This is a genomic window from Blautia caecimuris (assembly GCF_024622975.1).
GTDB classification, from domain to species: domain Bacteria; phylum Bacillota; class Clostridia; order Lachnospirales; family Lachnospiraceae; genus Blautia_A; species Blautia_A caecimuris.
Genome location: NZ_JANJZT010000016.1, coordinates 41252 through 59925 on the forward strand (window position 1 = coordinate 41252; position 18674 = coordinate 59925).

General features: G+C 43.7%; 15 protein-coding genes and 1 pseudogene. All 16 read left to right on the forward strand.

Translation table 11 applies throughout. The features are described from left to right. The first annotated feature begins 14 nt into the window (after nt 1–14). The 16 genes and pseudogenes from NSA57_RS11105 (at nt 15) to NSA57_RS11180 (ending at nt 18529) form a co-directional block, all read left to right on the forward strand. A complete protein-coding gene (locus NSA57_RS11105; RefSeq protein ID WP_173752864.1) occupies nt 15–1040 on the forward strand; it encodes a type II secretion system F family protein in 1026 nt (341 codons plus the stop codon). Between the two features lie 26 nt (nt 1041–1066). Further along, the gene (locus tag NSA57_RS11110; RefSeq protein WP_022067060.1) at nt 1067–1246 is read left to right on the forward strand and encodes a Flp1 family type IVb pilin; all 180 of its coding nucleotides are present in this window, start codon (nt 1067–1069) and stop codon (nt 1244–1246) included. A 63-nt stretch (nt 1247–1309) separates the two neighbouring features. Then, nucleotides 1310–2800 (forward strand): DUF5702 domain-containing protein, encoded by a 1491-nt coding sequence (locus tag NSA57_RS11115; protein ID WP_257464865.1) that lies wholly within the window; start codon nt 1310–1312, stop codon nt 2798–2800. Nucleotides 2801–2961: 161 nt separating this feature from the next. Then, a complete protein-coding gene (locus tag NSA57_RS11120; protein ID WP_257464866.1) occupies nt 2962–3630 on the forward strand; it encodes a TadE/TadG family type IV pilus assembly protein in 669 nt (222 codons plus the stop codon). A gap of 15 nt (nt 3631–3645) precedes the next feature. Continuing rightward, nucleotides 3646–4059: a prepilin peptidase gene (locus tag NSA57_RS11125; RefSeq protein WP_147599845.1), complete on the forward strand. Its 414-nt coding sequence runs from the start codon at nt 3646–3648 to the stop codon at nt 4057–4059. Beyond that, nucleotides 4056–4511: a TadE family protein gene (locus NSA57_RS11130; protein WP_257464867.1), complete on the forward strand. Its 456-nt coding sequence runs from the start codon at nt 4056–4058 to the stop codon at nt 4509–4511. The genes NSA57_RS11125 and NSA57_RS11130 overlap by 4 nt, the downstream gene beginning before the upstream one ends. Then, nucleotides 4511–5911 carry a DUF6382 domain-containing protein gene (locus tag NSA57_RS11135; RefSeq protein WP_257464868.1) on the forward strand — a complete coding sequence of 467 codons (1401 nt, stop codon included), beginning with the start codon at nt 4511–4513 and terminating at the stop codon, nt 5909–5911. The genes NSA57_RS11130 and NSA57_RS11135 overlap by 1 nt, the downstream gene beginning before the upstream one ends. Before the next feature lie 81 nt (nt 5912–5992). Next, nucleotides 5993–7057 (forward strand): CDP-glucose 4,6-dehydratase, encoded by a 1065-nt coding sequence (gene rfbG / locus NSA57_RS11140; protein WP_257464869.1) that lies wholly within the window; start codon nt 5993–5995, stop codon nt 7055–7057. Between the two features lie 17 nt (nt 7058–7074). Next, nucleotides 7075–8415 (forward strand): lipopolysaccharide biosynthesis protein RfbH, encoded by a 1341-nt coding sequence (rfbH, locus tag NSA57_RS11145; RefSeq protein ID WP_173752870.1) that lies wholly within the window; start codon nt 7075–7077, stop codon nt 8413–8415. Between the two features lie 42 nt (nt 8416–8457). Beyond that, nucleotides 8458–9774 carry a phenylacetate--CoA ligase family protein gene (locus NSA57_RS11150; RefSeq protein WP_147599849.1) on the forward strand — a complete coding sequence of 439 codons (1317 nt, stop codon included), beginning with the start codon at nt 8458–8460 and terminating at the stop codon, nt 9772–9774. Between the two features lie 16 nt (nt 9775–9790). Then, nucleotides 9791–11005 carry a lipopolysaccharide biosynthesis protein gene (locus NSA57_RS11155; RefSeq protein ID WP_257464870.1) on the forward strand — a complete coding sequence of 405 codons (1215 nt, stop codon included), beginning with the start codon at nt 9791–9793 and terminating at the stop codon, nt 11003–11005. Nucleotides 11006–11041: 36 nt separating this feature from the next. Next, nucleotides 11042–12361: a phenylacetate--CoA ligase family protein gene (locus NSA57_RS11160; RefSeq protein ID WP_257464871.1), complete on the forward strand. Its 1320-nt coding sequence runs from the start codon at nt 11042–11044 to the stop codon at nt 12359–12361. Between the two features lie 75 nt (nt 12362–12436). Then, the gene (locus tag NSA57_RS11165; protein ID WP_257464872.1) at nt 12437–14269 is read left to right on the forward strand and encodes a thiamine pyrophosphate-binding protein; all 1833 of its coding nucleotides are present in this window, start codon (nt 12437–12439) and stop codon (nt 14267–14269) included. Between the two features lie 297 nt (nt 14270–14566). Continuing rightward, entirely contained in the window at nt 14567–15499 is a 933-nt protein-coding gene (locus NSA57_RS11170; RefSeq protein ID WP_147599853.1) for an NAD-dependent epimerase/dehydratase family protein, read from the forward strand. Continuing rightward, nucleotides 15496–16446: pseudogene (locus NSA57_RS11175) on the forward strand (glycosyltransferase family 2 protein); the annotation flags it as partial. The gene NSA57_RS11170 and the pseudogene NSA57_RS11175, both read left to right, overlap by 4 nt. 247 nt (nt 16447–16693) lie before the next feature. Next, complete coding sequence (locus NSA57_RS11180) at nt 16694–18529, forward strand: glycosyltransferase 87 family protein (protein WP_257464873.1); 1836 nt, start codon at nt 16694–16696, stop codon at nt 18527–18529. The last annotated feature ends 145 nt before the right edge of the window (nt 18530–18674 follow it).

The window sequence follows — 18674 nt, forward strand, 5'->3', positions numbered from 1 at the left end:
TACAGGAGTAGCTTATGTGGGTGCATATTGTAATATTTATTCTGGCTTTTGGGACAGTCCTGATCAGTAAGGCCGGATGGATTCATCTGGACGCGTTGGGAGATAAAAAAGGAGTCCGTTTGTTTCTGACAGTTGCTGTGTGCGGGAACTTCCTTGGAATGGCTGTAACAATGACCGGGGAAGGAGGAACAGTACAGCCGGATACATACAGAATTCCCCGTGAGGAGACAGGCTCATATGAAAAAGAGTATCTGATTTCGGTGGACGGAGAGGAAAGCGAAGCTCTGAAAATCCAGGTTCCGGAAAAAGAAACGGAAGAGCAGGAAGAAACCGTTTCGGAAAAGGAATCTCCTGAAAGTATACGACAGAAAGAATTTCAGGAAATGCTGGATCAGTATAATCAGCAAAAACAGGATCCGGATTACTATTATCTGCCTTCAGAGTGGAAGGGACATCGGTTGGAATGGGAACGTCCAAAAGAACATACAGGAGAGCTTCTGGCATCCCTGGGACTGTTTGCTGCCTTTGTGGTGCTGCTGAAAAGCACAAGGGAAAAACAGGAAGAGGAAGCCAGACGTGCGGAACAGCTTCTTATGGATTATCCGGGAATGGTGATGAAGTTTGCTCTTTTAATCCAGGCAGGAATGACAGCAAGAAGCGCATTTCGGAAAATGGCTGATGATTATGAGCGCAGAAAAACGAAAAGACGGCATTTTGCCTATGAGGCTGTGGCCGCAGCCTGTTATGAAATGGACAGCGGAGTATCAGAACCCGAGGCTTACAGACGGTTCGGGGAAAAATGCGGACAGATGAAATATAAGACGTTTTCCACACTACTGATTCAGAATCTCCAGAAGGGAAGCCGCAGAATGGCGGATATCCTGGAACAGGAAGCCCTGGAGGCCTGGGATGAACGGAAAAGAAAGGCCCGTGTTCTTGGGGAAGCGGCAGCAACAAAGCTTCTGGTGCCTATGGTGATGATGCTGGCTGTTGTAATGGCAATTATTATGATTCCTGCATTTCTGTCCTTTTATGGATGAAGAAGCAGGAGCGGGGAGGTGAATACATGAAAAAACTGTGGGAACTGGCAAAGGGATTTGCCGCAGAAGAGGATGCAGTTGGCGTTGTGGAAATTATTCTGATTCTGGTTGTTCTGATTGGTCTGGTTATTATTTTTAAGGAGCAGCTGACCAGTCTGGTAAAAAATATTCTTTCAAAGATCACGAAACAGAGCAATTCAATCTGAGAAACAGTCCGGAATAAATCCGGGAGCAGGAAATGAAATTTTGGGAAAAGGAGGGTATCTGTTATGAAAAAGGGTAGTATTACAATTTTTCTGGCGCTGATTCTCAGTCTTCTACTGTCCCTGGTATGTACCAGTATAGAATCTGTGAGAATGGCAGCAGCAAGAACGCAGATTTTAAGCGGTCTGGATATAGGGCTTTATTCTCTGTTCGGTCAGTATGACAGAGAGCTTCTGAAAGAATACGATCTGTTTTTTCTGAATGGCTCAGGGAGTTCGGGGACATTAAACCTTGCTGCTGTATACGATGATCTGGAAAGCTATATGAAACCGGTACTGAAGCAGAACAGCCAGAAATTATCTGTTGTTCAGGGAGGATTGTCCGGGTATCGTCTGGCTACAGATGAAAACGGAGAAGTGTTTTACAGACAGGCTGTTTCATACATGAAAGATACCCTTGGCAGTCAGGGTGTTCAGAAACTGATACAAAAATTTCAGGAAAAAAAGGATCGCGTGGAAGATGCAGAGAAGGCCGGAGCGCAGGCAGAGGAAAACAAATCCCTGGAAAGTTATGATTCAGAAATGAATGCAGCAGCCCAGAACAGTCAGGAGGCAGCTCAGCAGCAGACAGAGTCCGGAAATTCAGAAAGTGGAGACACAGATATTTCATCAGGCGAAGATCTTTCTGACGGGAAACCGGAAGAAAAGATAGAAAATCCGATTCCTGTCTTAAAGGCAATACGTAAAATGAGCCTTCTTGATCTGGTGGTTCCGGCAGAAAAAGGGATTTCAGAAAACTGTGTGTCAAAATCTGAGCTTCTTTCCGGGCGAGATCTTGAAAAAGGAATGGAGATGACACAGCCGGTAAAAACAGACAGTTCCTATGCTTCCAGCCTTTTATTTCAGCAGTATCTTATGGATAAGCTTGGCTGCTATACCAATCCTGCTTCCGGAGGATTAAAATACCAGACGGAATATCTGCTGTGCGGAAAAACAAGTGACACAGAAAATCTGAAGTCAGTTGCAAGGAGACTGCTTCTTGTCCGTGAAGGCGTAAATGCCGCTTTTCTTATGGCTGATCCTGCAAAGAGAGCGCAGATGCACGGTCTGGCACTGGCCATCGCCTCTGCCTTTCTGATTCCTCCGGCTGCTGTGATCATAGAGGCGGCGCTTCTGTTCTGCTGGTCCTTTGGAGAAAGTATTTTAGATTTAAGGGAACTGTTTCATGGGGGAAAAGTTCCGCTGGTAAAGAACTCCGGGAACTGGCAGCTTTCACTGGATAATCTTGCGCATATTCTGGAGGGACTGGACAGTCAGAGAAAAAGTGATGAAAATGGAATGTCCTACGAAGAGTATCTTCAGATACTTCTTTTATCTCAGTCTAAAAGCAATAAGCTTCAGAGAGGAATGGATATGGTGGAGTGCTGTATCAGAAATACCACCGGACAGAAAGAGTTCCGTCTGGATCACTGTATAGAAGCAATAGAGGCTTCTGTGGATGTACGGGCAAACAGGAAAAAAACGTTTACAGTAACAAAGCAATTCAGTTATGTATAAAAGGACAAGAAAAGAGGTGCAGAAAGATGCTTTTTCAGGAGACATATAAATTCATAAATGGGAAGGATCATAAGAACTGGGTAGACAGAAAAAGGAAAGAAAGGATAAGTTCTCTGTTGCGCTTCAGATACCTGCTTACCCCGATGGGCAGGAGAAGCAGAGTGTTTTCTGGAAAGGTATCTCTTTGCGCCTCTTTTCTGAAAAAGGCAAGCTTTGCAGTAGAGACAGCTCTTGTGCTGCCGGTGTTTTTTCTGGGAATGGTTACACTGATTTCTTTTATGGATATCTATCAGATTCAGACAGAACACCTTCGTACATTATGTGAAAAAACAAAGGAGGCAGGAATGTATGCCTATGTGCTGGATGGAAAAGGAACGGAAGAGATCACTTTGCCGGATGTTTACTCTTACACTCCGGTGGGAGGAGTGATTCCTCTCCCAAAAGTACGGATGCACAATACAGTAAAGGTACATGCCTGGACAGGCGCGGACAGCAGAAGATTTGCCCATAATGGAGATCAGGCAGAAAGAATGGTATATGTAACTGTTTCAGGAACAGTATATCACAGAAATCCGGGATGCAGATATCTGAATGTTGTTGTGCAGCAAATGTCGGGCGCGGGTGTAAAATCTGCCAGAAACATGTATGGAGAAAAATATTATGCCTGTGAAAGCTGCAGCAGAAATCAGAAGCCTGCAGGAACGGTTTATGTTACAAAAAGTGGAAACAGGTATCACAATCAGTCCTCCTGCAGCGGACTGAAGCGTACTGTCAGGCTGGTAAAGCTTTCGGATGTCCATAATATGGGAGCGTGCAGCAGTTGTGGATAGAGGAGGGAGTATATAATGTTCGAAGAAATTGTTACAGCGCTGTTTCTTGGCTGCAGTGCATGGACAGACTGGAAAAAACATGAGATTTCCCTGATCTTAACAGGAATTTATGCCAGTACGGGCCTGATTTACAGCTTTATGTCAGGAAGAGAAATTCAGGATATTCTGATTCCGGCAGCTATTGGAGTGATTTTTCTTTTGGCATCTGTGATTACCGGAGGCGCTTTGGGAATGGGAGACGGATGGGTGATGCTGGCTTTAGGGTGTATGACTGGTACAACAGTATACCTCAGAACCCTTGGCAGCGGGCTGTTTCTGTCTGCAGTGGTATCAGCGCTGCTTCTGACAGTGTTTCACAGAAGCCGCAAAACAGAAATTCCTTTTATTCCATTTTTGTTTCTGGGATATACAGGAGGTATTTTTATATGACATTAAAAAAATATTTGTGGGAAAAAGCTAAAAAAGGAAGCTTTACCATTGAAGCGGCCTGTGTGATGTCATTGATACTTGTGGCAGTCATGGGAATTCTTTATCTTTGTTTTTTTGTACATAATCGGGCATGGCTGACGGCAGCCGCCTGCGAATCCGCACTTACCGGAAGTATGGAGGGAAACCGGGAAGGCGGAAACACAGGAGAAGCAGCCGGGAAACGCAGTCAGGAGCTGGGGGATATTGGATTTTTTGGGGCTGAAAATCTGAAAACTCAGATAAAGGATGGAAAAGAGGTAACGGTAAGCTATACGGCAGACACCATATCAGGATTTGGAGGATTTTCCTGGAAACTGAGAGCAGAAGGAAAATCCAGAGTCATTGATCCGGTAGGATGGATTCGTAAGATCAAAGCGGCAGAAGATATTTTTTCAGATGCAGGAGGAAGGTAATGCGCGCAGAATATAAGAGGGATGTAAGTCATAATTACCTTATTTTGCAGGAAGAAAAGGCAGTAGATACCTCATCTTATCAGGTACGTATGCTTACAGGAAATGTGATTCCGTCCATACTGAAATGTCATTTGCAGAATCTGGATGGTGAGGTGCTGTTTTATTATGACATAACGTCAAAACAGTCCATAGCAACACTGTTTGAGGATAAAAAATTCCGGAGTCAGGATCTTCAGAGCATTCTGGAAGGATTTGTAAAAGTAATGGAAGAGCTGGCCGAATTCCTGATGAATACGGATCAGCTTGTGCTTCAGCCGGAATACATCTATATGGATGCAGAGAGGAAAAAAGTGTATTTTTGCTGCCTTCCCGGATATCAAAAAGAAATTCAGGGGCAGCTTCGGGGATTGACAGAATATATTCTGCCAAAGCTTGACCATGAGGATAATCAGGCGGTGATGCTGGGGTATGGTATTTACAGGAAAGCTCTTGAACCGGGATTTCAGCTTGAGGTGGTAAAAGAGGCAATTTATCAGAAGGAAGATGAAGCGGATAAAAATGCAGCTGCTCAAAAAGAAGATAAATATCAGGAAATGCTGTCAGAGAAACAGGAGAATGAAATTATAGATTCTGTGATTCCGGATGAACAGAAAAAAGAAGAGATTAAAAACAGGAAAAAGGAAAAAAGAATTCCATGGAACTGGATTCTATGCTGTGGAGCAGGCGGTGCAGCTGCGCTGGCTGTACTGGCAGCCGGTTTTTGGGGAGTCATTCCAAAGCTTCCAATAGAAATAGTGTTGGGGATCGGAATTATGGCTTTGGGAGCAGGGGCATTTACAGCATGGATCACAGAAAAGAAGAAGCGGAAACAGGAACAGACCGCACAATGGCATAATAAAATAAAACAGGAAACAGACAGCAGCCCTGTGTCAGGCCAGGTCAGAAAGGAAGAAAATATAAAAAAAGATCCGGAAACAATCCGGGAAGAACGGAAGGCAGAAACCAGTATTACAGGAGAGCTTTTTGGAACAAAGAAAAAAGAGGAGGACAGTCAGGAGGAAATCTGTGGTGAAACAGTAGTTCTTTCTGCCGGGCAGAAAAAGGGACCGGCTGCTCTTATAAGCAGAGAGCCGGGAGAACTGGCAACGATTTATCTGGAACAGGAGCTGACGGTAGTAGGAAAGCTGGCAAATGCTTCAGATGCAGTCATTCCGATGCCAACTGTCAGTCGTATGCATGCAAGGATCCGAAAGAGAGAAGATGAGTATTATCTGGCAGATCTGAATTCCAGAAACGGCACTGCAGTAAACGGAAGAATGCTGAAAGGAGATGAAGAGTATCAGCTTCAGGACGAAGATCAGGTGGATTTTGCTCAGGCAAGATATATTTTTATAAAGTAAACAGCAAAGGGCTCTCTTGCCACTGTGATGAAAGAATAGTATAATACTCTTAATATTGGATTACAGGAGTTTAGATAAAATATGAAGAAATTTGATCTCAACTTTTACAGTGGGAAAAGAGTTCTGGTAACAGGACATACAGGATTTAAGGGAACATGGCTTTGCCGCCTGCTTCTGAATATGGGGGCTCAGGTTACCGGATATTCACTGCAGCCGCCTACAGAACCTTCGATCTTTGGGCTGGCAGGCATGGACAGACAGATGAACAGTATAACAGGCGACATCCGAAATCTGGACAGACTTCTGGAAGTGTTCAGAGAGAACAGGCCGGAAATAGTGCTGCATCTGGCAGCCCAGCCGATTGTGCGCGAATCTTATAAAAATCCGGTATATACTTACGAAACAAATGTAATGGGAACTGTAAATATACTGGAATGTATCCGTCAGACCGATTCTGTGAGATCATTTCTTAATGTGACAACTGATAAGGTGTACCACAACCGGGAATGGGAATGGGGATATCGGGAAGATGATCCATTGGATGGATTTGACCCTTATTCCAACAGTAAGTCATGCTCGGAGCTTGTGACTCACAGCTATAAAAATTCATTTTTCATGGATGGAGCGCCTGCTGTTTCGACTGCAAGAGCAGGAAATGTAATCGGAGGCGGAGATTTTGCTGCAGACAGAATTATTCCGGACTGTATCCGGGCAGCTCTGGAGGGAAAGCCCATACCAGTAAGAAATCCTCATTCCACAAGACCGTTTCAGCATGTGCTGGAGCCTTTATATGCGTATCTTATGATTGCTGCCATGCAGTATGAAGAAAGCAGATATTCGGGATATTATAATGTAGGACCGGATGACAGGGACTGTGTGACAACAGGAGAGCTTGTAGATCTTTTCTGCCGTGCATGGGGGGATGGACAGACTTGGGAAAATCATTTTGTGGGCGGACCTCATGAAGCGAATTTCCTGAAACTTGACTGTTCCCGAATAAAGAGTGTTTTTGGCTGGAAACCGGCCTGGGATGTTCGTACTGCTGTAGAAAAAACAGTGGAGTGGACAAAGGAATGGCAGGCGGGGCAGGGCATAAACACAATTATGGACAGACAGATCCAGGAGTTTCTGGCTGATATAAAATAAAAAACAGGAGAAAAAATATGTTTGAAAATATGACAGAACAGCAGGCAAGAGAGCAGATTCTTGGAATCGTAGATAATTATTGCCGTAAATATCATAACCAAGAGAAAACATTTAAAAAGGGAGACAGAATTCCTTATGCATCCAGAGTTTATGATTCAAAAGAAATGGTAAATCTTGTGGACAGTGCGCTGGAATTCTGGCTGACAGCAGGCAGATATGCAGATGAGTTTGAGAAAAAATTCTCAGAATACCTGGGAATCCGTTTCTGTTCTCTGGTTAATTCCGGATCTTCAGCCAATCTTCTTGCTTTTATGGCGCTGACTTCACCGCTTCTGAAGGAACGCCAGGTGCGTCCGGGAGATGAAGTGATTACAGTGGCGGCAGGATTTCCGACAACCGTGGCGCCAATGATCCAGTATGGAGCGGTTCCTGTATTTGTAGATGTGACAGTACCTCAGTATAATATTGACGTAACCAGGCTGGAAGAAGCTCTTTCTTCCAGGACAAAGGCAGTAATGCTGGCTCATACTCTGGGTAATCCGTTTGACCTTAAGGCTTTAAGCGATTTCTGCAAAAAACATGACCTGTGGCTGATCGAGGACAACTGTGATGCACTTGGTTCTGAGTATATGATAGACGGAGAGAAGAAGCTTACAGGAACCATTGGTGATATCGGCACATCAAGCTTTTATCCGCCTCATCATATGACAATGGGAGAAGGCGGAGCTGTGTACACAAACAATCCGCTTCTGCACAAGATTGTCCGTTCCCTCCGCGACTGGGGACGTGACTGCAGATGCCCGTCCGGCCGTGATAATGTGTGCGGACACCGATTTGACAGACAGTACGGAGAGCTGCCTCTTGGCTACGACCATAAATATGTTTACTCTCATTTTGGATATAATCTGAAAGCAACAGATATGCAGGCGGCAGTGGGATGCGCTCAGCTTGAAAAGTTCCCTGGATTTGTGGAAAAGCGTCGTCATAATTATGCGCGCCTCAGAAAAGCCCTTGAGGGAATGGAAGAAAAATTTGTACTTCCCGAAGCCTGTCCCGATTCTGATCCAAGCTGGTTCGGCTTCCTTTTGACATGCAAAGAAGGAGTGGACAGAAATAAAGTGGTTCCTTATATTGAAAGCAAAGGTGTTCAGACAAGAATGCTGTTTGCCGGAAATCTTACAAAGCACCCCTGCTTTGATCAGATGAGAGCAGAAGGCAGAGGATACCGCATTGCCGGAAGTCTGGAAAATACAGACAGAATCATGCGCGATACTTTCTGGGTAGGTCTTTATCCGGGCATGACAGATGAAAAGATCGATTATATGGCAAAGGTGATCCGGGAAGCCGGAAATCTTTAAGCCTGCTGTGGAAAAGATACTTCAGAGAAGGGATAAAAGTAAATGGTAATAGATGAAAAGCTGCGCTGGTATGGATTCTGGCTGGTGGACCGTCTTCAGGGAGGAAAGGTACGCGGCTATTATGAAGAAATCCGTGACAGCTATAAAAACGGGACTTCCATAGAAAAGACTCAGGAGAAAATCAGGAAGCTGATCTCTCATGCAGTTCGCACAACTGAATTTTATAAGGATTTTCCAGAGGATACTCCTCTGGAAAAAATGCCGGTTATGAATAAGGAGACTTACAGAAATCATTATGAGCAGTGCCAGTCTTCTGTTTACAAAGATGCTTCAGATAATCGTATTATGTACACAAGCGGCTCTACGGGGACTCCTTTTGCCATGATACAGAATCGCAATAAAATCCTTCATAACACAGCTGCAAGTATTTTTCTGGGGGCTGCCGGCGGATATTATATCGGAATGAAAGAAGCATTTATCCGCATGTGGGTAGGAGATCACGCAAAAAAGAGCTGGATCTCCAGAACGGCAGAGAATCTGATCATGATGGACTGTTCCAATCTGGATGAAGAAGCTTTGGGCAAAATGGTTTCTGTTATTAAGAAGAAACGGGTAAAGTGTATCATCGGATATGCATCTGCAATTGGAGAACTGGGACGGTATATTGAAGAGCATCATATGAATACCGGAGACTTTTGTGTGAAGGCAATCCTTCCTATTTCAGAGAGCATGCCCAGTGAAGTAAGACGAAATCTGGAAAGAATTTTTAACTGTACAGTACGTTCCTGGTACTCAAATGAAGAAAACGGTATTATGGGTCTGCAGCGTGAAGAAGATGAAAGCTATTATATTGATTCTGAAAGCTATTATTATGAGATTCTTAAGCTGGACAGTGATGAACCTGCAGAACCGGGAGAGCTTGGACGAATTGTGATCACAGATCTTTATAATTATGCCATTCCCCTGATCCGTTATGACAATGGGGATCTGGCAGTGGAAGAACGAAAGGAAAAGAACGGCAGATTCCGTCTGTACCTGAAAGAACTGTATGGAAGACGGGGAGATATGATATATGACTGCAAGGGAAGAATTGTGTCTCCGTTTGTACTTCTGAACGGTCTTTCTATGGCAAAGGGAATCAACCAGTACCGTTTTATCCAGGAGGATGTAACAAAATATACTTTATGGCTGAATGGCGACAGACAGGTAATTGATGAGAAAGCAATCCTGGATTTTATCAGTCCTTACTTTGGTGAAGAAGCAGAAATTACAGTGGAGTATGTAGATGAGATCCCGGTTCTCAGCTCCGGAAAAAGAAAATCCTTTGAAAACCGGTGTGAAAAATACATAAAAAAATAACTGGGGAGGCTTCTCTTTGGCATCAAAAGAAAAACAGAAAAGAATTGTATCAAATACAGTGTATACCATAGGCGGAGCGCTTCTGATGAATGGGGTTCTGCAGATTGTTGTATATCCTCTGCTGAACCGAAAAATGGGAAGCGACCAGCTGGGAGAGCTTTTGTATCTTATGGGGCTGGTTGCAATACTCTGTCCTTCTGTGGGGCAGGCGCTGAATACCAGCCGTCTTGTTGTACGAAGAGATTATCAGGTGAAAAACGGGGACTATAATGTCCTCCTTTTGCTGTTTGGAGGAGTGGGAACAGCAGTCACTCTTTTTGTGGCAAGGGATTCCATGGTATCTCTGCCTGTTATTTTCTGGACGGCAGCCCTTCTTATGACAACAATTTTTCGTTATTACGGAGATGTGGAATACCGTCTGAACCTGAATTATAACAAATATTTTTACTATTACTGTGTGCTGACAGGCGGATATATAGCCGGCTTTGGACTTTATTTCCTTACAAAAAACTGGTTTCTGGTATTTCTTGCAGGCGAGGCTGCAGCTCTGGTGTATCTTGCCGCAACCGGAACAGTGTTCAGAGGATTTTTTGACCGGAGCAGGTGGTTTACACAGGCATTTCAGCGGGGAGGCTTCCTGGTATTTTCTTATCTGATTACAAATTTTACTTTGAATATTGACCGTCTTGCGCTGGAACATATGGTGGGGCATCTGGCAGTAACACAATATTACGTAACTTCTCTGATCGGAAAAACTCTGGTGCTTCTGGTGGCGCCTGTTAATACGATCATTATTTCTTATCTTACAAGAAAACAGGAGAGAATGGATAAAAAGCAGTTTCTTCTGTTTACCGGAATCGGAACAGGCGTAAGCCTTGTGTTTTTCCTTGGAGCGCAGATTGGAACTCCTATTTTCGTAAAGCTGTTTTATGGAGATCTTTATGAATCAGTAAAAGGAATGATCACAGTTGTAAACCTCAGTCAGATCCTTGGCGTACTTTCAGCTTATCTTTTTATTGTAGTTCTTACTTTCACAGAGGAAAAGTGGCAGTTGATCCTTCAGATCATACATTTGGCTGTGATTGCAGTCCTTGTGTTGATTTTTACAGAAAAGAGCGGTATTATGGGTTTTGCGGCAGCCGTGCTCATTGCCAATGTAATACGTGTGGCAGCAGTAATTCTTCTTGGATTATGGAAAGCAGGCAGTGGCCCAAAACAGAAAAAACAATGATATTGATTCTACATCATAAATGAGGAAGGAAAAAGAATGCAGGCGGGAGAAATTTTAAGACGAACAGCGTTTAATATACTGGATAAGCTTCACGGCGGAAAGCTTGAAAAAATAAAAAAAGTTAATAAAAGGGAGATTGTAGAGGGAATTACAGAGGAGTATGCACAGCGCCGTGTGGAAATGCTTCTTGATTATGCCAAAAAGCATTCTCCTTATTATAAAAATTATCAGGACGCACAGGATATTACAGAGTTTCCTGTTATGACAAAAATGAAATATAACGAGAATATGGATGCAGTTCTCTGCGATACATTCCGTGACAGAAAAGACAGTCTGTTCCGTCTGAAAACAAGCGGTTCAACAGGCGCGCCGTTTACTGTTTTATGCGATGGGGATAAAATGAACCGTGTGAATATGAACTTTATTTCCTTTATGGAGCTGAACGGATTTCGCATGGGAATGAAGCGGGGAGAGTTCCGTGTATGGATCCCGGGTAAAAATGTGATCTCCAAATGGAAATCCTTTAAAAATAATCTGATCATGATCGATATCTCCAACATGGGAGACGATGCCCTTGCAGATATCTGTGAAAAAATACGAAAAGACAGGATTCAGGTTCTGGTTGCATATTCCAGTGCTCTGACAGTTCTTGCAGATTATCTGAAAAGGAAAAAAGTTGATATCAGAAAATGGGATGTGGAAATGGTTTTCGCCATGGGCGAGGCGCTTCCTCAGAAAACATATGACCTGATCCGGGAAATCTTTGGCTTTTCGGCAGTCCGTTCTTATGGAAATAATGAGAACGGTTTTCTTGCATGCCAGGTTGGCGAGGAGGACCGGTATACGGTAGACCTTTATAATTTTTATATTGAAATGCTGAGCCTTGATTCAGATGAACCGGTGAAACCGGGAGAACTGGGAAGAATCGTTGTAACTGATTTTTATAATAAAGCTTTTCCTATGATCCGTTATGACACAGGCGATACAGGAATTTATCAGGAAGTAACAGATGAAAAGGGCAGAAAACATGGTTATTTCACAGAAATATACGGACGCCGCGGCTCCATGATGTATAACTGCAAGGGAGAACCTCTGTCCATTCATGTTTTTATGAATGTACTGATCAATATGGAAGGTATCGTACATCAGGCAAAATGCATTCAGTGGGAAAAGAAAAGATACGAGCTGCTTTTAAATGCTGACCGGACAAGAGTCAATGAAGATGAGGTAGTGGCTTCCTACCGGAAATATCTGGGAGAGGAAGCTCAGATCGACGTTACTTATGTAGATGAAATTCCTATTGAGGCATCCGGAAAGCGTATGGTATGCGTTCAGAAATGCCAGGCGTATCTGTAGGATGTCAAAGATGCAGAAAAAAGCTTCAGATAATATATCAGAAGGCTGAAGCAACAGTTGATATGGAGAAAGAAAATGAAACAGAAGGTATCTGATTATATAGCGGAATATATTGCACAGTGGGGAATCCGGGATGTATTTACTGTTACCGGAGGCGGAGCCATGCATATGAATGATGCTTTTGGACATCATAAAATGCTGCACTGTACTTATCAGCATCATGAACAGGCATGTGCCATGGCGGCAGAGGCCTATGCCCGTCTTGGAAATAAAATGGCAGCAGTCTGTGTCACCACGGGACCGGGAGCTACAAATGCAATTACCGGGGTTCTGGGGGCATGGATGGATTCCATTCCGATGCTGGTATTTTCAGGTCAGGCGCGCTATGCAACTACGGTTTCTGCCTCAGGTCTGCCTCTTCGCAGCATGGGAGTGCAGGAATGCAATATTGTTCCGGTAGTAAAAAGCCTGACAAAGTATGCTCACATGATCGTTCATCCGGAGAACATCCGGTACCATCTGGAAAAGGCTCTTTATCTGGCTGTAAATGGAAGGCCGGGACCGGTATGGTTGGACATTCCTCTTGATGTTCAGGGGGCAGTCATAGAAACAGATGATCTGAAAGCCTATGATCCGGAAGAAAATCCTGAACAGCAGCCCCGGGAAATAAAAGATGAGACGGTAGAGCAGATTCTGGATAAATTGCAGGAAAGCAAACGGCCGGTTCTTTCACCGGGAAATGGTGTACGGCTGGCAGGGGCGCATGAGGACTTTTATCAGCTTGCTGAGCTTCTGGGAGTTCCGGTGGTAACAGGTATGAGCAGCGTGGATGCCATTGAGTCGGATCATCCCCTGTTTGTGGGAAGAAGCGGGGGAACAGGAACAAGACCGGGTAACTTTGCACTTCAGAACAGCGACGTGCTTCTTTCTCTTGGCAATCGTCAGGGATTTGCACAGACAGGCTTCCGGTATCAGGACTGGGCAAGAGAAAGCTATACCATTCTGAACGATATTGATGAAAATGAACTGAAAAAACCAAGCCTGCATGTCAGTCTGCCTGTATGCGGCGATGCCGGAGAGCTGATCCGAAAGCTGATAAAGGCTGCAAAAAAACGTGGAGCTTCCAAGGAAAACCCCTTATTCCAGGGAAATGCATGGAGAAATCAGTGTCTTTTATGGAAGCAAAAATATCCGGTTGTTGTGTCCGGTCATTATGAAATTGTGGAGGATGGCTGCACAAATATTTATGCGTTTTATGAAGAACTGTCCAGAGCCATGAAGGAAAACCAGAATCTTATGGTCAGTGTGGGAACTTCCAGAGTTGCAGGAAGTCAGGCTTTTCGTGTAAAAAAAGGTCAGCGCTTTATTACAAATCCTAATACAGCGTCTATGGGATTCTGCCTTCCGGGGGCAACCGGGGTGTGTATTGCATCCGGGAAACAGCCGGTAGTCTGTGTAACCGGAGAAGGAAGCCTTCAGATGAATATTCAGGAACTGCAGACGATCAGGCAGAATCATCTTCCGATAAAACTTTTTGTAATCAACAATCAGGGATATCATTCCATTCGACAGACTCAGCAGAGCTATTTTGGAGAGCCTCTGGTGGGAGTTGGACAGGAGAGCGGTGACCTGAGCTTTCCGGATCTTCAGAAGCTTATTCCGGCTTATGGATTTCCGTACAGATGTATTCACAGCTCAGAAAAACTGGCGGATACGATTAAGGAAGTATTGGAAATGGATGGAGCGGCTGTATGTGAGGTTTTTGTAACCAGGTATCAGAAAACCGAGCCGAAAACCTCATCGAAAAAGCTTCCGGATGGAAAAATGGTGTCTGCGCCTCTTGAGGACATGTATCCGTTTCTTTCCATGGAGGAGCTGGAAGAAAATATGTACATTCCTCTTCCGTAGCAGAAGTAGTATAATGTCTCATTCACATTCGCATAATAATTGTCTGAATTTCCAGCTGCCGGGCTGTCGTCAATCGCCGATGCTGCCGCATCGCCTTATTCCTTCGCCTTACAGATGGAAAATTCACTTTGCGTCATTACACTGAAAATGAATGAGACAATACGCCAGAGTATTTTTATGCTCTTTAAATCAGACAAAAATATTCTGCCAGACAGCAGAAACAATAGAAAAACAGAAGAGTTTTTCTGATTTCATATATTCTAAAGACAGTACAAAAGTTAAATAAGAAGGAAAATTATGCAGCGGATTATTGTAACAGGAGCCACCAGTATGATCGGCGTGGCTTTAATAGAAGAATGCATAAAGCATGGAACAGAGGTTTATGCAGTTGTACGGGAAGGGTCAAAAAAGCGTTCCCGTTTGCCGGAAAGCAGTCTGATCAAATTTGCGGACTGTTCTCTGGAGCATCTGGACAGGCTGCCGGAAATGATTTCGCAGGAATGCGATACGTTTTATCATATTGCCTGGGGGAATACCGGAGAAAACAGAAATTCAAGCACAGAGCTTCAAAGCCGGAACATCGGGTATACTTTAGCAGCAGTAAAGGCAGCGGCAGCTCTTGGCTGTAAACGTTTTATCGGAGCCGGATCCCAGGCAGAGTACGGTCTGCTGGATCTGGACAGGATTTCACCAGAAAGCGCGGCAAATCCCACAACTCCTTACGGAGCGGCAAAGCTGGCATCCGGATATCTGGCAAGGATGCTTTGCAAGGAACTGGGAATAGAGTGTATCTGGCCCAGAATATTCAGTGTTTATGGAATTTATGAAAAAGAAACTACCATGATCGCCTCCGGCCTCAGAAAAATGCTGGCAGGGGAGCCTACAGAATTTACACCCGGAATGCAGAGATGGGAATATCTTTTCAGCGCAGACGCAGGCCGCGCCTTTTATCTTATTGGAGAAAAAGGACGGGACGGAGCCGTGTACTGCGTAGGAAGCGGACAGCCTGCGCTGCTTCGGGATTATATACAGAAAATGGCAGAGCTTACAGATTACAGGAATCCGGGGATCGGAGCCAGACCATATCCCAAAGGCGCTGTAATGAACCTTTGCGCAGATATTGATTCTCTTTATCAGGATACAGGTTTTGTACCGGAGTATACGTTTGAGCAGGGAATCAGAGAAACCATTGCCTGGCTGAAAAGCCAGAGTACAGGAGATAAAAAATGAAAAAGAAAATTTCAGTGGTAATTCCTACATATAATGAAGAGGCAAACGTGGTTCCACTGTCAAAAGCAGTTACAGAAGTAATGGAGCGCGACCTCAGTGATTATGACTATGAGATTTTGTTTATTGACAATCATTCCAAAGACAATACGCAGGCGCTGATCCGCGGACTGTGTGCCAATAATAAAAACATTAAGGCTATTTTTAATGCAAAAAACTTCGGTCAGGCCAGATCTCCTGTTTACGGTATGAAACAGGCATATGGAGACTGTGTGGTTCGTATGTGCGCTGATTTTCAGGACCCGGTAGAGATGATCCCGAAATTTGTCAGAGAATGGGAACAGGGAAATAAAATCGTGATCGGTGTGAAAAATGCCAGTCAGGAACGAAAGGGAATGTACAGGATCCGTGGTCTGTATTACAAGATGATCAGAAAGATCACCGAGATCGACCATATTGAACAGTTTACCGGTTTTGGACTGTATGACAAAAAATTTGTAGACGTGGTGCGAGACCTTCATGATCCCATGCCCTATCTTCGTGGAATCATTGCAGAGCTTGGGTTTGATTATAAAGCAATTCCCTATATTCAGCCTAAAAGAAGAGCAGGAAAAAGCAAAAATAATTTTTACAGCCTTTATGATTATGCCATGATTGGTATTACCTCATATTCTAAAGTAGTGATGCGTCTGGCAACTTTTGCCGGTTTTATTATTGGCGGTCTGAGCTTTGCGGCAGGTATTGTATATCTGATTCTGAAGCTGATGTACTGGGATCGTTTTTCGGCAGGCATTGCTCCTATGGTCATCGGTATGTTCTTTCTGGGAGCTCTTCAGCTGTTCTTTATCGGATTTCTTGGAGAATATGTACTGAGTATTAATACAAGGGTACTGGACAGACCTCTGGTAGTGGAAGAAGAGCGTCTGAATTTTGAGGATGAGGACAAAAAATGTCAACAGAACAGAGAATCTGAAACCCAGGAAAACAGAGAGGCAGAGTTCCGGAAAAAAGATTTAACAGAAAAAGAGTCTGAAAACAGTGAGACAATGCAGGTGGACAGTATCAGATACAGCGCAGATGCTTCTGTGAAAGAACCTGAGAAATTCAGTGGGGAAGTACAGAGAAACCGTAATGGATTTATCCAGGCTAAAGATGTTTTTGGAAAAGAGAGTGACAGGGAAAAACAGGAGAGTATTCATGAATAAGAAAAAAGCAGCATATGCATCAGGCTGGATGGGCAGAAAAAAAGACCGGTGGAACAGTATGAAGCTGTGGAGCGGAAACGATCTCTGCAGACTGGACTGGATTTTGTCTTTCCTGATACTGGCAGTTCTTTTTGTGACCTGCGCTCATTCTGATGTAAAGCTTACAGGAAACCGTTCCTTTCTGATGTATGAACATTTCGCGGATTTTTATCAGGCAAGCTATGAGCAGTCAGGAGGATACTGGGCAAATTATCTGCCAAGTACGTTTATTGCCTATGCGGTCTGGAATCTGCCCCTTTATCTTACAGGACACGCACCGGAAGCAATGCTGACAAACAGTTTTATTAATATTATGTGGTATAAGCTTCTTCCGGTTATCTTATATTTTGTTACTGCTCAGATTATTTACAAAATCGGAAAAGAAATGGGATTTGGCGAGAAAAAGTCTCTTTTGTGTAAGTTTGCGTTTCTTGTATTTCCGATGGGTGTGTTCAGCCAGTTTATTTTCAGCCAGTATGACATATTTACTGTGCTCTTTCTGGTACTGGGATTTTATTTTTTCCTTCGGGGGAAAATGTGGCAGTTTGCCCTTATGTGCGGATTTGCTGCAACCTTTAAATATCATGCAGTGCTTTATTTCCTGGTACTTCTGCTTCTGAAGGAAAAGAAGATCAGAAATCTGATTAAATATACTGCTGTTATGCTTGCTCCTTTGCTTGCAGAGATTCTTCCAAATATAGGATCTGAAGCGTTTAGAAGAAATGTATTTGGTTTTGGAGCGCTGGAATATGTACAGAAGCCTTTTTCTCTGGGATTTTTCAGCGGGATCAATCTTCTTGCAGCGGCAGCAGCCTTTGTGCTGGTGTGGGCTTATCAGAAAAAAGCAGAGACGCAGGATGAGCTTCGGTCATGGTCCGTATTTTTCTGTGTGGCAGTAAGCTTTGCAATCTTTGGATTTTCTACCTGGAATCCCCAGTGGATCCTTTTAATGGCGCCATTCCTTGTCCTGAACTTTATGATGAATGGTAACGGAAATCTTCTTTATATGGTAACAAATATTTTTATGCTTGCTATGTATATTTTCTGCAGCCAGAGTATGGTTGATGAGAGAGTGCTGAACAGCGGTATTCTCAAATATATTCTAAAAGACCGTGAGTTTTCCGTACGTATGTGGGATCTTTACGGGTTCCATGACCAGGAGCTTCTCTGTACTGCCATGTGGGTGGTATTGCTGATTTATGTAGTATTCGGACATCCCAGATATCACAGCAGAAAAGGAAATGTCATTGCCGGCGGGATGGTGTGGCAGATAAGGGCAGCCTTTCTGTTTGGAGTGGCTGCATTTGTACTTCCAATGACTGTATGTGCGGCAGGTGTCCTTCAGGGAAAAATAAATTTCTTTGACAACAGCAGGCAGAATATGGAAGCAGAGAATGTGGTTATGCTGGAAGAAAATGTTCCGGTGATACAGGAATTTACAGCAGACGGTTATACACTTTCCGGAATTAAGATCCGTATATACACAGAGCCGGGCAACAGTGAGATCAACAGCCTGAATGTGGTGCTGAAAGAAAAAGATACAGGAAAGGTGATTTATGAAAAAAATGGGGATACCTATGGAATGAAAGAGAATACAGCTCTTTATCCTTTCCTGAAAGAAAAAATCTCTGTAGAGCCGGGAAAAACCTATCGTCTGGAAATTTCCAGTGATGCGCCAAAAGGAAGCGGAAAAGGTCTTTACTGTGTAACAGACAAGAAAGGAACAGAACTTCTGGAAGATCCTTCTGAAAACAGAAGTCTTCAGATGTGTGTTTCCGGGGTGCAGTAAGAAACAGAGCCTATGAGTATCTGCTTTTATCAGTTAATAGCGAAATTTATCAATTATTAATATAAAAATTTCGTAAAGTGTTGTTAAAATTCATAAGTATGTGGTATAATGAACCCATAAGTAATAGACGCAGATTTTTACCTGC